Source organism: Synechococcus lacustris str. Tous, from assembly GCF_003011125.1.
Taxonomy (GTDB): Bacteria; Cyanobacteriota; Cyanobacteriia; order PCC-6307; family Cyanobiaceae; genus Synechococcus_D; species Synechococcus_D lacustris.
Genome location: NZ_PXVC01000074.1, coordinates 1 through 13,218, shown reverse-complemented (window position 1 = coordinate 13,218; position 13,218 = coordinate 1). Strand labels below are relative to the sequence as shown.

Annotated in this window: 15 protein-coding genes and 1 tRNA gene; 7 read left to right on the top strand and 9 right to left on the bottom strand. The window is 42.8% G+C overall.

Going from position 1 to position 13,218, the window contains the following annotated elements:
* The coding region (locus C7K08_RS11335; RefSeq protein ID WP_161955898.1) for a carbohydrate porin at nt 1-406 on the top strand (406 nt) is incomplete at its 5' end.
* A gap of 1 nt (nt 407) precedes the next feature.
* On the opposite strand, the gene C7K08_RS11330 is transcribed toward C7K08_RS11335, so the two are convergent.
* From C7K08_RS11330 to C7K08_RS15565, 3 genes are read right to left on the bottom strand one after another with little or no spacing between them, the layout of a single operon-like run.
* Nucleotides 408-1,634, bottom strand: a complete 1,227-nt coding sequence (locus C7K08_RS11330; protein ID WP_106500719.1) for a carbohydrate porin — start codon at nt 1,632-1,634, stop codon at nt 408-410.
* 4 nt (nt 1,635-1,638) lie between these two features.
* Nucleotides 1,639-2,046 (bottom strand): HEPN domain-containing protein, encoded by a 408-nt coding sequence (locus C7K08_RS16915; RefSeq protein ID WP_106500718.1) that lies wholly within the window; start codon nt 2,044-2,046, stop codon nt 1,639-1,641.
* Nucleotides 2,043-2,513, bottom strand: a complete 471-nt coding sequence (locus tag C7K08_RS15565; RefSeq protein WP_161955897.1) for a nucleotidyltransferase domain-containing protein — start codon at nt 2,511-2,513, stop codon at nt 2,043-2,045. The genes C7K08_RS16915 and C7K08_RS15565 overlap by 4 nt, the downstream gene beginning before the upstream one ends.
* Between C7K08_RS15565 and glyQ the strand changes: the two genes are divergently transcribed.
* On the top strand, nt 2,490-3,359 hold the full coding sequence (gene glyQ, locus C7K08_RS11315; protein WP_106500717.1) for a glycine--tRNA ligase subunit alpha: 870 nt from the start codon (nt 2,490-2,492) through the stop codon (nt 3,357-3,359). The two genes, C7K08_RS15565 and glyQ, sit on opposite strands and share 24 nt — an antisense overlap.
* Here the strand turns inward: glyQ and C7K08_RS16460 are convergent.
* Entirely contained in the window at nt 3,345-3,653 is a 309-nt protein-coding gene (locus C7K08_RS16460) for a hypothetical protein (RefSeq protein WP_241537226.1), read from the bottom strand. The genes glyQ and C7K08_RS16460 overlap by 15 nt on opposite strands.
* A 420-nt stretch (nt 3,654-4,073) precedes the next feature.
* Here C7K08_RS16460 and C7K08_RS11305 point away from each other — a divergent pair, with 420 nt between their 5' ends.
* The 3 genes from C7K08_RS11305 (at nt 4,074) to C7K08_RS11295 (ending at nt 7,436) form a co-directional block, all read left to right on the top strand.
* A complete protein-coding gene (locus C7K08_RS11305; protein WP_106500715.1) occupies nt 4,074-5,945 on the top strand; it encodes a ComEC/Rec2 family competence protein in 1,872 nt (623 codons plus the stop codon).
* Nucleotides 5,946-5,966: 21 nt separating this feature from the next.
* Nucleotides 5,967-6,051: transfer RNA gene (locus tag C7K08_RS11300), tRNA-Ser, on the top strand.
* A 164-nt stretch (nt 6,052-6,215) separates the two neighbouring features.
* Nucleotides 6,216-7,436 carry a tyrosine-type recombinase/integrase gene (locus tag C7K08_RS11295; protein ID WP_161955896.1) on the top strand — a complete coding sequence of 407 codons (1,221 nt, stop codon included), beginning with the start codon at nt 6,216-6,218 and terminating at the stop codon, nt 7,434-7,436.
* A 20-nt stretch (nt 7,437-7,456) separates the two neighbouring features.
* Here the strand turns inward: C7K08_RS11295 and C7K08_RS11290 are convergent, their stop codons facing one another.
* The gene (locus C7K08_RS11290; protein WP_206603843.1) at nt 7,457-7,654 is read right to left on the bottom strand and encodes a helix-turn-helix transcriptional regulator; all 198 of its coding nucleotides are present in this window, start codon (nt 7,652-7,654) and stop codon (nt 7,457-7,459) included.
* 476 nt (nt 7,655-8,130) lie between these two features.
* The gene (locus tag C7K08_RS11285; protein ID WP_153062422.1) at nt 8,131-8,454 is read right to left on the bottom strand and encodes a hypothetical protein; all 324 of its coding nucleotides are present in this window, start codon (nt 8,452-8,454) and stop codon (nt 8,131-8,133) included.
* A gap of 685 nt (nt 8,455-9,139) precedes the next feature.
* Here C7K08_RS11285 and C7K08_RS11270 point away from each other — a divergent pair.
* Entirely contained in the window at nt 9,140-9,652 is a 513-nt protein-coding gene (locus C7K08_RS11270) for a hypothetical protein (protein WP_106500710.1), read from the top strand.
* 180 nt (nt 9,653-9,832) lie between these two features.
* Here the strand turns inward: C7K08_RS11270 and C7K08_RS11265 are convergent, their stop codons facing one another.
* Nucleotides 9,833-10,072 (bottom strand): hypothetical protein, encoded by a 240-nt coding sequence (locus C7K08_RS11265; protein ID WP_106500709.1) that lies wholly within the window; start codon nt 10,070-10,072, stop codon nt 9,833-9,835.
* Between the two features lie 141 nt (nt 10,073-10,213).
* Entirely contained in the window at nt 10,214-10,474 is a 261-nt protein-coding gene (locus tag C7K08_RS11260) for a hypothetical protein (RefSeq protein ID WP_133165236.1), read from the bottom strand.
* Between the two features lie 783 nt (nt 10,475-11,257).
* On the opposite strand from C7K08_RS11260, the gene C7K08_RS11255 reads away from it, so the two are divergent.
* Nucleotides 11,258-11,647, top strand: a complete 390-nt coding sequence (locus C7K08_RS11255) for a hypothetical protein (protein WP_106500707.1) — start codon at nt 11,258-11,260, stop codon at nt 11,645-11,647.
* Between the two features lie 455 nt (nt 11,648-12,102).
* On the opposite strand, the gene C7K08_RS15560 is transcribed toward C7K08_RS11255, so the two are convergent.
* The coding region (locus tag C7K08_RS15560; protein ID WP_206603842.1) for a dockerin type I domain-containing protein at nt 12,103-13,218 on the bottom strand (1,116 nt) is incomplete at its 5' end.

Genomic DNA, 13,218 nt, shown 5'->3' with positions numbered 1-13,218 from the left:
TAGTGGCTGGTGGAAACCAAGCAATGTGAGCTGGGTGCCATCTGTTAGTGCTGGTTGGGGTACCAACTCCTATAGCGCTAAGAAGGCAGCCCAAATCTGGGGTGTGGAAGCAAACCAAAAGGGCGCAAATGCCCAAAGCCAATCTTGGTATGTGGGTTTGCAGTGGGCTGATGCACTTATCAAAGGCAACACCTTTGGTACAGCCGTTGGTCAGCCTACATTTGTAACTGGAAACGATGGTTTCTTAGGTACGGATGAAAGCACATTTGCTTGGGAGATTTGGTACAAATTCCAAGTTACCGACAACATCAGCGTTACACCTGCCTTCTTTACGATCACAAATCCAGCTGGTAGCGGCAGCAACAGCGCCTATGGCGGTGTGCTSAAAACCAGCTTTATGTTCTGATCTATAGATTAAGTGTTATYTGTARRGTGGTAGCAAAWATCCCGGCGGTGTTACCTGCACCGCCGGGATTTATTATCCATTGCACWGCAGGYTGCAGATTAAGCGTTGGATTTAATTGAAATTGATAACCAAGTTCGATAACACCTTCATAATTTTGATTGGGCGCTAGCAGTTGATTGAAGCCAGTTTTGCCAAMGCCTAAAATAAATACATCAAATGGCCTGGAAGCAATCAAGCCTTGGCTTAATAAACCAGCTGAAACAAAAGTTGGAGTGCTRTCATYTGAGTYATTAAATGAATAATTACTGCCGATCCAGAAGCGATGATCTAGGCCTAATGATAGGCCAGTGCTAAAACTAAGGCTGCCGTTGATGCCGCTGCCATCAACGCCATTATTGGTGGTGTAACCACCAATTTGCAGCAAACCATCGGGCAGCATAGAGCCAGTTCTATTAGGCGCTAGCCATTGAGGTGAGTAATTAATTTGTAGAAATTGAGCTACTCCTGCCCCGCCAACATTCGCTTGAGGATTCACACCAAAAACCTTGACGATTGGTTTGGTGCTAGCTAGATCAAATAATCCATAGCGCATCGAAAGATCTTGAGCCGGTTTTAATTCCAAAACACCACCAATGGCGGCAAGGGGATTTACGGGGAGATCACTAATTGAAATGTTTAGGGTGTTATTTAGGCTTGAATGAATGTAGTAATCATATATTGGGGTATAGATGAAATCAGGGTTGAGTGAAAGAATTCCTGCTTTAATGCCAAACCAGCCATTGCCAATGCTGCGGTTTAGTTGCGCTTGAGTAAGCCAAAAGCCATTGTCGTGGGCCACCTGTTGCAGTGGAATAGCAGCACCGATTTCACTATTGAAATTTGGGTTGCCATTATAAAAATTGACGCTTGCATCCACACGCCAATGGTCTATCTCCTGCCAATTGCTGGGATCTTTAGCTAGKCCCGTTCCAACTGATATTGAGGCAACGGTTTGTTGTATCCAATTATTGGTTTGTTTTGTGCCACCGCTGGGGTTGAGCATTGGTTCGGCTTGGCTTTGCAAACTAAATTGAAACCAATCGGGTAAATCCAAATTATTTTGAATGCTAAACCATGCTGCAGGTTGCGCTGGGGATGGCGTGTCTTCTGCTAATACGCGGCTAGAAAGTAATGAACTTGCAAGTAGAAATGTGGCGATAGCTAATGATCTGCTGYTTATGGTTAACATATTACTAAGATGGCTTGTTGAGCCTATTTGCAGCCCAATCTAGTAGTTCTGAAGCAGCTTGCAAAGCACTTTCACTGTCTTCCGGGCCAAAAAYATCTGCGGGCACTTCATCTCCTAGGGCATCTGGATAACGYGTGGGAGCGTAGAGTTTGTCGAGTAAACGAGCCTGACGTTGGCGGGGCTCTTCTATTTCGCCACCTATTGCTTTAAGRWGAGCTGWTAATGAATGGCTGCGTAAGTCACGATCTTCWGCTGYCAATAGCGCTTTAAGAGCCTTCTCTCCAACTTGTTGAGATTGAAAGCATGATTGAGCAGCTTGGCCTGCTCTTTGCAGAACCTGGGCTGCTTTCCAATCATCCCTTGCTTGTCGCAACCATAATTGAGCTCGTTGATGGGCACTTTCTAGGCTCATGGGAATTTACTGCCTAGTAAAAGAGGAATAGCATCATTTTTAATTGAGCGCCAGAAAGGTGCATCGCCATGWTGCRTGAGCAGGTGTTTCCCTGCAATCAGCGGCTGAAGTGGTAATGGGCATGGGTRAATTAACTCTAGAACAGAGTTGTAAGCATCGAGCAAGTTTTGATTTTCAAAACCCATAACTAAGATATCTACATCTGAACGGAGGCTGGCATTACCTCTTGCCCAGCTGCCAAATAGCCATAATCCTTGGGGTTCTAATTCATTAACAAGAACTTCCAAGATTGGAGAAAGCTCTAACCTTAAAGGCGTGGGTATTAGTTCGATGACAACTCTTCCCACTGATTTTACCAAGGGATCTGTTTTAGGATTATAGCAATCAAAAGGTTCATTATTTATAGGTGATTCGGTATTGTTGGCAAAGCGGTGGGCGGCTCCATGCAATTTCAAGACATCATTCAAACCCTCAACCGCTTTTGGGCTGAAAGAGGCTGCTTAATCCTGCAGCCCTACGACACCGAAAAGGGCGCTGGCACCATGAATCCCCACACGGTGTTAAGGGCTATCGGCCCAGAACCATGGGCAGTTGCCTATCCGGAACCATGCCGGCGACCCACCGATGGCCGTTATGGCGATAATCCCAACAGGGCGCAACATTATTTTCAATATCAGGTATTAATAAAACCATCGCCTGATGCTATTCAAGAAACCTATCTTGAATCCCTTGCKGCGCTTGGTATTTGCGCTGYTGAGCACGATATCCGATTTGTGGAAGATAATTGGGAATCACCAACCCTTGGYGCTTGGGGTGTGGGKTGGGAGGTGTGGCTTGATGGCATGGAAGTTACCCAGTTCACCTATTTCCAACAATGTGGCGGCCTYGATTGCAGGCCGGTGTCGATTGAGATTACCTATGGMCTAGAACGTTTAGCGATGTATCTACAAGATGTTGAAAGTTTRTGGGATCTRCAATGGGATTCAAAATATAGTTATGGCGATATTTGGTTGCCTTTTGARAAGGGSCAATGTGTTTACAATTTTGAGGCATCAAATCCAGAAAGATTAAAGCAATTATTTGAAATTTATGAAGCAGAAGCCCGAGACCTATGTGAAAAAGCGCTGCCGGCACCTGCCCTTGATTGGGTACTTAAATGCAGCCACACATTTAATTTATTAGAGGCGCGTGGAGTGATATCAGTAACAGAGCGAACGGCAACCATTGCCCGCATTCGCCACTTGGCAAAGCAGGTGGCAGAGGCCTGGTTGGCGGAGCGGGAGGCCCTGGGTTTCCCTTTACTCCAAAGGTAAAACCGGCACTGCCGGTGCATCGGTGGTGTTGCTGCAAAGATCAAGCACAATTCGAGCGGGAACKGTGCCGCCACTGGGGATTTTCCATGGTTCCCACTGGCCATCAATGCGCCARGTTTGCCTCAARCTGTCGCATTGCACTGCAACAGCAGTTGCTAAAGAGCGCAAATTACCMACTTCAATTGGATTTGGTTTAACCAATGTGATACGCACRCCACCCGGATGTAGTCGCCAWCCTTTCCAATCCACAGCGGTRTTGCCATACCAACGCCAACCGTTTGGATCAACAAGCATTTGTTGKGCCCTATCCCTGCGTTCTGCAGCACTTAGTAATAAAGCAGCGCTTGCTTCTTTTGTATTTAGTTCTGGYGGAAGTGGTTGRTTTTGACTRATTRTTTTTGATGGTATTTGCAATATTGTTCCAATMGCTAAACGATCGGGAATAATGTTGGGATTCAATTTAATTAAAGCWGCAACGCTAATTCCTTGCTTGCGGGCTATTGCATCTAATGTGTCGCCAGCTTGCACTGTAATAGTKGCATTKGTTGCTAGTGGCTGAGCACCCACTGGTGCMGTGAGGATGTATGTAAGTGCCAGTAGGGCCAAGCGGGCCAAAGGATTCATTGGTTGAGCTGCTGCTTGTTTTGTAACTTATCGGCTGCATCGCTGCCGTCTAGGGGGGRAATCCTCTGATGGAGCCGCTGCCAATAAGAAATGGTTTATTTGCGGCTTTTTCAAACGCTGCAACGTAAATGGGGCATAGGCCTGCTTTTGCTTGTGCTGTTGTTTGGCTGGTTGCATTGGCGCTGGCCCCGTCCTGATGCTTTGGATCCTGTGTGGCAAGCCGATGGCAAGCAAGTGCAATTAAGGGGGCGGCTGGGTGCTCCGATCCAACGGCTWATGCCAACGGGMTGTAGATCCTTATTAGTGCTTGATTTCCCCCATAGCGGCCGCAGCGATTTAATCCTGCCYAAATGCGGTTTATGGCAAGAAGGTTGGCGGGTTCAGGTGCAAGGCCGCTTGCAAAAACCAAGCCCTGCAGTGCATCCTTTGCTTGGTGATGGCGGCCAACGGTTGGCGCWGCAAGGCACATTTAGCCGCTTAATAGTGAGTAACCTTGAGGTGCTAGATAAGAARCAAGGGCCGGTATTGCAATTACGCCAAYATTTAAATAACAAATTTCAGCAAGCTGCAGGGCCAGAGGTTGGCCCATTGCTAGCTGCTTTGCTTATGGGTAGTGCGGTGGTGGATCTACCTGATCAGTTGAAACAACAATTCAGGGCCGCGGGTTTAAGCCATGCCTTAGCTGCAAGTGGATTTCACCTCACCGTATTACTGGGTTTGGTGCTTGCTTTTGTGCGGCGGGGAAAACCACCATTGCGTTTAACAGCAGGGCTTGGGGCGATGCTTGTGTTTTTAGTGCTGGCTGGCCCCCAACCATCGGTGTTAAGGGCATTGCTGATGGGTGTTGCTGCCCTAATAATTGAAATAAATGAAGAACGYAGCAAACCATTTGGCYTATTRCTGATTAGTTTAWTGCTCTTRTTGCTGTGRCAGCCGGCTTGGTTATGGGATGTTGGTTTTCAGCTTAGTGCCACTGCAACTGCTGGYTTAATYATCACCGCACCCCGGCTWGAAAAACGCTGCCATTCATTGCTGGCAGTGCCATTAGCTGCCTGGTTATGGACATTGCCACTACARCTATTGCAYTTTGGTGTGGTTCCGATCTATGCAGTGCCGGCAAATCTAATTGCAAGCCCACTGATTTCAAYATTAACGCTTGGATCAATTGCTAGTGCCGTTTTGGCTTTRAYGCTGCCGCCTTTACTTGCACCATTTATTTGGTTATTGCAGCTACCCGTGCAGGCATTGCTTTTATTAGTGCAGTTTACGGCTCAATTACCTCTTGCATTGATATTTACAGGTAGATTATCAGCATGGCTAGTTCTTATTTTTAGTGCTGGTTTATCAGCTTGGCTATTACCCCTAAAACGCTGGCGACCGCTTGGTTTATTGGTAATGATTTCTGCCAGTGCATATCAGCTATTTTGCTTATTTCAAGATCAATTGCTGCTTGTTCATCAGGCATCTGGTAGTTTATTRATGGCTCGATATAAAGGTAGAGCAGCATTAATTAGTACAGATGCCAGTGAATTTAGTTGTCGCAGGGCTGGGCGATTACAGCAGGGTTTAGGGATTGCTCGATTGGATTGGTTGGTGTTGTTAGAYCCAATTGCTACTGATGCCCAAACCTGTTGGCGGCAATTAAGTGGGCTGGTGCAGGTGCTACCGCAGGGAGTAGTGCGTAGTRAGGGTTTGAGCTTTAAAAGTTTGCCTGAATCGCCGGGGGCTGGCCTATTGCAGCTTGGTGATCGCCGTTGGGGGGTGTTCCCGCAACCATTTAAAACATCTTCCYTATCGGCTCTASGCCTTGATGGTTTGTGGTTAGGTAGGCCGCCTAGCCGCAGGGAACTGGCCCTATGGCAAGGGGTAGCAAAGGTGTGGGTGAGTGCTGAAAAACCAGTAAATGGCAGGCTGCCACAGCATTGGCAATTTACAGGTACCCGGGGCTGGCTAGGCTGGTGARATCCAGTTGATCTGGATCCAGGAGAGGTGGCTGAGTGGTCGAAAGCGAACGACTCGAAATCGTTTGAAGGGAAACCTTCCGTGGGTTCGAATCCCACCCTCTCCGTTTAATCAAGGTTTTGAGACGTCCTTGAGAATCCAGCAACCCAGTCTATGACTGGGTTTTTTAATGCCTATAGTCCAAGCTGGTCTCATAAAATGCTGGGTAGTGCTAAAAAAGTGTTGGTGTAWGTGTTGGTGTAAAATGTTGGGGTGTTGGTGTATTTGGGGTTGACCTTAACTGACGTTCAGATCAAGGCAGAACCACCAGGCGGCGTGAGGCGGCGGGTGTCCGATGGTGGGGGGTTGCTGCTGGAGATAGATACTGCTGGCGGCAAATACTGGATCTGGCGTCATCGCTATCCACCAAGTAAAAATGGCAAACAGCAGGATTACCGAATCGGACCATATCCCAAGATTTCCTTAAAGAAGGCAAGACAAATCAGAGATGAGCAACGTAAGCGAATGTTGATAGAGGGAATAAACCCCTGTGCCGCCAAGCGGCAGGAGAAGGTAGAACGCTTTGTTGCCCACCATGCTCATACAACATTTGAAACAGTTGCTCTGGACTGGCATAGCAATAAGGCAGCAGGCACTTGGAGTGCCCGTCACACCAGTGATGTGATCCAGAAGTTAGAGAAAGATATCCTGCCTTCTTTGGGAGCATTACCAATAAATCAAATCAGCACTCAAGATTGCTTGGCAGTGCTGCGAAAAATTGAAAAGCGTGGTTCACCCGAGCAAGGCAAAAGATGCCTTGGTGTGATTTCACAAGTATTTGATTACGCATCAGCATTGGGTTTTTGCCCCCTTAATCCTGCTATTTCACTAAAGCGCCATGCGCCTGTAAAACAAACGGTTGAGCACTACCCAAGTATTGGATGGGAGGAGGTGCCTGAATTGATAGCAGCGATGAAAAGCAATATTGCAGGTGCTGATGTTCTCACTATTGGTGGACTTCGGTTATTGATGCTTACATTTGTTAGAACAACTGAATTGATTGGCGCTGATTGGAGTGAGATTAATTGGGAGCAAAAAATTTGGACAATTCCAGCAGAAAGAATGAAAGGAAAAAGAGGATCAAGAAAGGAACATCTTGTGCCGCTATCAAAACAAGCAATAAAAATCTTTAAATCACTTCTAGCAATTACAGGACCTGATGGATTGATTTTTAAAAGCGTTAGAACTAAAAGWGGTTATATCAGTAATAACACCTTGAATATGGCATTAAAGCGTATGGGATTTGATGAACGCATGTGTGGGCATGGATTTAGATCGCTGGCACTCACCAATATCCAAGAAAAACTTAAAATTGATTTAAGGGTAATTGATCGGCAATTGGCACACCTTGAGAAAAATAAAGTAACTGCTGCTTATAACAGGGCAGAGTATTTAGATGAAAGAACAAAAATGATGCAGCAATGGGCAGATCTAGTTGATAATCAGAAATAACCATAAAAAAAGAGGGGCAATTAACCCCTCGCAGCAAGCACTTGCTCATTTATCCAGTTTTGAATATCTGCTTCCACCCAAACCACAAGGCGTGGACCAAGTGGGATCTGCTTAGGGAATGTGCCTTCTGCAATACGTGCATAGATTGAGGATTTTGATAATCCTGTTGATGCTTTTACTTGAGGAAGGCGTAGAAGTTTGTTCTGCAGTTGATTCATGATAATGCCATTGATGTTTGATTATTATAGTGCATATTAGTTTATTTGTAAAGCGCTAATGTTTGTTTATGCGTTGAATAAAATCCCTCAGTGCGCTTACCTAAGGTTCACGGAAAAAGAATCAACTGCCAAAAGAGAACGGGCACAGGTTCGCCCAGGTGATTGGGCGATGGTGAAGCGAGTTGGTGCTTAGGCAACAAATAATCAGTTCCCAGAACTTCATTTACTACGCAGATAAAGGTAGTAAATTTGATTCCGCAAAACGGTAAATCTCTTCTATATCGAATCGGTAAGATCTAACACCAATGTAGTATGGAGTTAAAGTACCTGCTCGAGCAAGAGCATATACATGATTTGGTTGGCAGCAAATAATTCTTGCTGCCTGCTTTGCATTGATCAACTTGATAGAAGAATGTGCCATTGTGATGAAAGGTTGTGAGGAAAAATAAAAAAGTTAAATGTAAATAATTATGAAATTAGAAAATCGTTGCTAAAATCAGTGCTGCGCTGGCAGCGGTGAAAACAAGGAGGAGATTATTGCTAGTATCCTCTTTCTTCAATGAATTTAACTTATATGGTGGAACCATTGAACCCGCAGCAAATTCATTAAATTTATTGCTATCCCAAACGCGCTTTCCTTTGTACCATGTATATTCAGGGAACCATCCCTCTGATATCCAGGCATCAATATCTCTTTCTAAAACCCTATATCCACGGGTAATCTCTTGAATGCTAATCATTGAATTTGGAGGGAAAATCATTGTTGAAGAGAAGGAATGTGATGGTTTTGTAGCAATCATATTAGAAATCAGCAATGGGTTCTAAGAGGGTTTGTACTCGCCTGATTGGTGTAATCGCCGTTTAAGCAAAGGATTGCCATGCCTGAAACCAAATGCTTGTTGTGATCACTTGCAACCACAACAGTGCCCGCAGATCCATTGCTGCATTTGCAGGAGTTCATAAGTTTGGTTTGTTTACCTGTGGTTTGCATTGGAACTTTGTGTTTTTTTAACCCACTACAAGGCGGTGGGGAAGCGCTCAATTTGTGTTGCTGAAGCAGCGTGATGATTCACGCATCCCGAAGGAGAGTTGCCACACATTTACCGAGTGCAGCGTTCCTGATAAGGCGGTAATAATCAGAATTGAAAAGGAAGAACCTCTCAATCCCGATCACATAAAAAGTATGCTCCAACTAACAGACTTACAAGAGGACCAATCGACCACATGATACGCTGGTATAGTGCATCTCATGTCGTATCATGTTACCAATGAAAGGATTTCTTGCGGAACACTTACTGAAACTGTTCGCACGTAAGAGTTATGGAAAAAATGCACAACAAATTATTGATCTCTGCGCCCTCGTACATGAAGCACAAAGCACATGGTCAAAAATAGAAGTCAAGAAGTTTCAGAGTGAGAGCACTATTAATTCACAGGTATGGGGTAAACTGAACGCAATTGCATTGGACAAGCGGGACAATATATTTGGCATCAGAAATCGAACTTGATGATTCTGAGTGCAAAAAGATTCTTGAAAAACTAAATGAGTATGCTTCTGCTGAAAAAGTATTATTACTTGAGGGATTAGGCAATTCCAGGCATTATCAAGAAAAACAGCAAAAGATTATCGAGGCGTCCCGCAAACTGAGTGCCATTGAAACAGWTATTGAGCACTTCATGTATCTTGGAGGAGGCGAATTTATAAAGCATTATTCACTTGAAAAAATTGATAGTCTCATGGAGGGCGACTTCAACTCCTTTGCAAGGGCATTATTGAGGATCTCACGATCAAGGAAGGAAATGATGAGTAATCATGGGATTGTCTATTGCTATAAAATTGCGCTTGAATACTTTCGGGCAGACTCAAGAAGTCAGAGGTTCAACTACAAGCAAAGACTTAAACACGTCAGGTTGAAGTACCCAGAACTTGCTTACATAGTAAATCTGATATTGGAGAAGTATTTCTCATCAGAAACGGAGTCGCTGATTAGGGTTTGATCTAGGTGGTAAATGAGTTAATAGTGAAGTCCAGATGCTCATTAATATATCGCCAAAGTAATTGCTATCAGTTAACCTTGAGGATGACTGAGGACTTTATCTCCAGAGGAATAATTTTTTGGTGCCGGATTTTTTTATAGGTATGGGTAACACTTTTAGATCACTGAGACCCAATCAATTTCAATTGCCCATTCTAGTTTGTAAGAAGTAAGGTAATTCAAGCACACCTTTGTAATACTCATCATCACTAATTAAACCATCGGCATATAGAATATCTAAGGCACTTGCATATCCCATATCAATCAAACCAGATATAATCTTGGCATAGGTGGTTGGTTCTGATATTGATTGCTGCATTCGTTTGATTTTATTTAAACTCACTGAATCCAAATGTAGTGCAATTGATTTCTTGCTTGTCATAGCAGTCTTTGTTTTTTAAATAAATCATAAAGCGCCTTTACGGCATAGTCGATCACGGCATTCTCATTAATGAATTCCTTTTCTCCTGTGATCGAACTTCTAACTTTATTTTGGATCTCACGCAAATAGGTTCTGGTGGAATTATTCATCATCAGCACCTGGTGGTTCCTCATAGAGGGAGAATGCCTGATTTACTACATCCCAGATCTCATCGGTGGAATGCCACCCATTTTTAATAACAGTTTCTGGAGTCAGTTGATCGATCCAATCGGCAACCTGGTCATAGCGATATGGATTGAAGGGATTGGTTCTGGTCTGTTCTGGATTGAACTCATCGTTAAAGGAGTTCATAGAGACACCATTTTGGATCTCAGGTAAATAGGTTCTATTGGTATTATTCATTTGGATTGCTCTGAATCAAATAACTTTATCTTTATTTTCATTAGTTCCTTTTCCTGATAATCAAGTTCTTCCATTAAATACTCATAGGTCTCTGGTAGGAAATGGTCTAAAGATTCCAGGTGCCGCTTGATRAAAATGATTTTATCTTCTATTTGATATTGATTCTTCATTTTATATAAATGCCGATGGGATCGTTGCTGGTTTTTTAAGAAAGAAGTTTTCCTTTTGAATYAGGAACTTAATTAAATCTGATTTATTAAGGTTATAGTGCAGGCAAAGAACATCCCACGATTCACGAATGTGTTCTTCCCTTTGCTTGAATGAAACCATTTCTCGGATTGAATTTCGTTGATCTCTCATTTGCTTCTATGATCTTTGGTGGGTCTTTAGTGTTACTGGTTCTATCTGGTGCCATAAATGCCGCTTGATATCTTACGGGTATAGGTTGCAACTTATAAGACGCATATATGTTTTAAATGATATTAATCCTTATGTTCCAGGTGAGTTTCAATCAAATCCCCTACGGGGATTGCCTACGGCACCTTATTGTTTGGATCCTATAAGTAAGAGTAGGAACCAACAGGATTCTTATAGCGAATACAATTGGTTGAAACTAATACATAGTTATGTATAAGACTTATGAATTACACTTTAAGATACTTGTTCTTCAAAACCAACAAACCTATTATACACACATTCGAGATACTTGTCAAGTTGCGTTATTACAACTTATACCTTATAATGAACAAGTTAAGATAAAATATAAAACAAACAATAAAGATTATGGAATCACCAATTGATCAAAAGTATAGAAAGATTATTATGGATTATTATTTGGAGAATATACAGGAATCAACGGATCATAAATGTAATCAGAAGATTGCCTTTACCTGTCCCTTTTGTGGATCAACAGGTAGAACGGATGCAAAGAAGAAGCACCGCAAGGCAGCACTCTTATGGAATCAAACTCAAAATTCGTGGGTGTTTTATTGCGCTAAAAAGAATAGTAATGATTGCTTTAATTCAAAGACCCTGAGTAACTTTATGGATGCTCTTAATCCTGTTCTTGCAGAGGCATACAGGCGTGAGAGGTATCTTATGGGTTACACAGGCAAAGGTTATAACTGCAGGGCACCAGAGGGGATTGTCGGAGTATCAACAGAGAAGTTATGAATAAATAAAAATAAAGAATATAAGATGAAAAATCCACAGAAGGTATGGAGAATTATTCAAACGCTTATGAAGGATTACCGCAAAGGTAATCTTCTGGCACTTATAGATTTATCAGAAGCAACTACTTTTTATATTTACCGCACTGATRATAATTCGGTGCTTGCKCGTGGTTTAAATGGGTATGATGCTGCGCAAAATAAAGCAAATCAATTACGCAAGCAATTGGGATTAAAATGGGATCAGGTRAGATTTAAATCAGAAAAGAAAMCAGCAGATAAACCTGTAAGRCAGAATTTTGGTAAAGGTATTRTAAARCAACCAGGTGAACACATATATGCAACATCGTCAAATAATCTTTCACGAATTCGACTTCAGAAAAAAGATTGGGATGAGGGATTTATMGGTTAGTCTGCTTGCTGCARGTTTGTTTGTTCCCAGATKTTGTTTGGATCTATCTAAACAGGACGCATCRCATCAATATTKGCGGCAACGGCAGCAAAGTTTGCGGGAGGACCAAARTATGGYGAATCAGGACTGATTGCTTTATTTGTGAGTGCKGCACCTGCAAAMGCAGCACCAAATAGATGGCGTATTACCATCAAACCATCCCCAAGGGCAGTGGTTTTACCATCTTTATCTACATCTAACATTTTACTATCGATACCCTCTTGAATATTTGCGTGTACTTGCGCGGCAACATCTGCCTTCTGTTGAGTAGTTAGGGTGTTATATGCAATGCCATTTAAATAAGGTGAATCAGGGGATATTGCCTTGTTAATTAAAGCATCACCTGCAAAAGCAGCACCAAATAGTTTGCGTATAATCATTAATCCATCACCTAATGCTGTTACCTTACCATCACGATCTACATCAAGTGAGAAGGAAAGTGGTTTCAGGGATGCTGAGGTTGCAGTAAATCCATAACCTGATGCTGCTTCTGTTTCGCTGAAATTGATGAAGGTATCTTTAAGACCTGTAATTGGATCAATTGGTTTATCAAGTGATTTAAATATTAAATCTGCTAGTTTAACTGGCACTCCTGCGGTTGGGAATTGCCCTGTAAATGATGCGATATTGATCGGTATAAATGAATCTGTTGTGGCATCATTATCGCTATTTGCAGTGTCTTGTTGAATGGCACCAATTTGRAAAAGATCTGCCTGCGCCTTATTGGTTATACCAGTAGTTGAATCAAAAGATAATAAAGAAGAATTAAAGTGCACCTTAAAACTTAATCCAGTGGTGGATGAACCGTCACTGGTGCTGTAATTAATCGGAACAGTTAATTCTTTATTGCGTTGATAACGAATTGGCGTTGTGGCAGATGAAAGTGATTGAACTTCTTTTATTTTAGAACTGATTGAGGTGTCGGCAATACTCACTGATGCAGTTAACCCGACTTGTGTTGAACGGGATGAATCAGAGAAGAGTTTGATATTTAGAGTTTCTAAACCTTCTGTTGTTAGATCATTTGCAAGCGTATATGTAAAGGCAAATTTACCAGTGGCATCTGTTATGCCTTCTCCAGTAAGAGCACCAGCAGAAAAATCAGCAGTTGTAATTCCAGTGCC

What these genes read in the sequence shown, in the direction of transcription:
- C7K08_RS11260 (WP_133165236.1), bottom strand. Translation starts at nt 10,474, where the DNA reads ATGAATAATACCAATAGAACCTATTTACCTGAGATCCAAAATGGTGTC.
- C7K08_RS11290 (WP_206603843.1), bottom strand. Translation starts at nt 7,654, where the DNA reads ATGAATCAACTGCAGAACAAACTTCTACGCCTTCCTCAAGTAAAAGCA.
- C7K08_RS11265 (WP_106500709.1), bottom strand. Translation starts at nt 10,072, where the DNA reads ATGACAAGCAAGAAATCAATTGCACTACATTTGGATTCAGTGAGTTTA.
- C7K08_RS11255 (WP_106500707.1), top strand. Translation starts at nt 11,258, where the DNA reads ATGGAATCACCAATTGATCAAAAGTATAGAAAGATTATTATGGATTAT.
- C7K08_RS11285 (WP_153062422.1), bottom strand. Translation starts at nt 8,454, where the DNA reads ATGATTGCTACAAAACCATCACATTCCTTCTCTTCAACAATGATTTTC.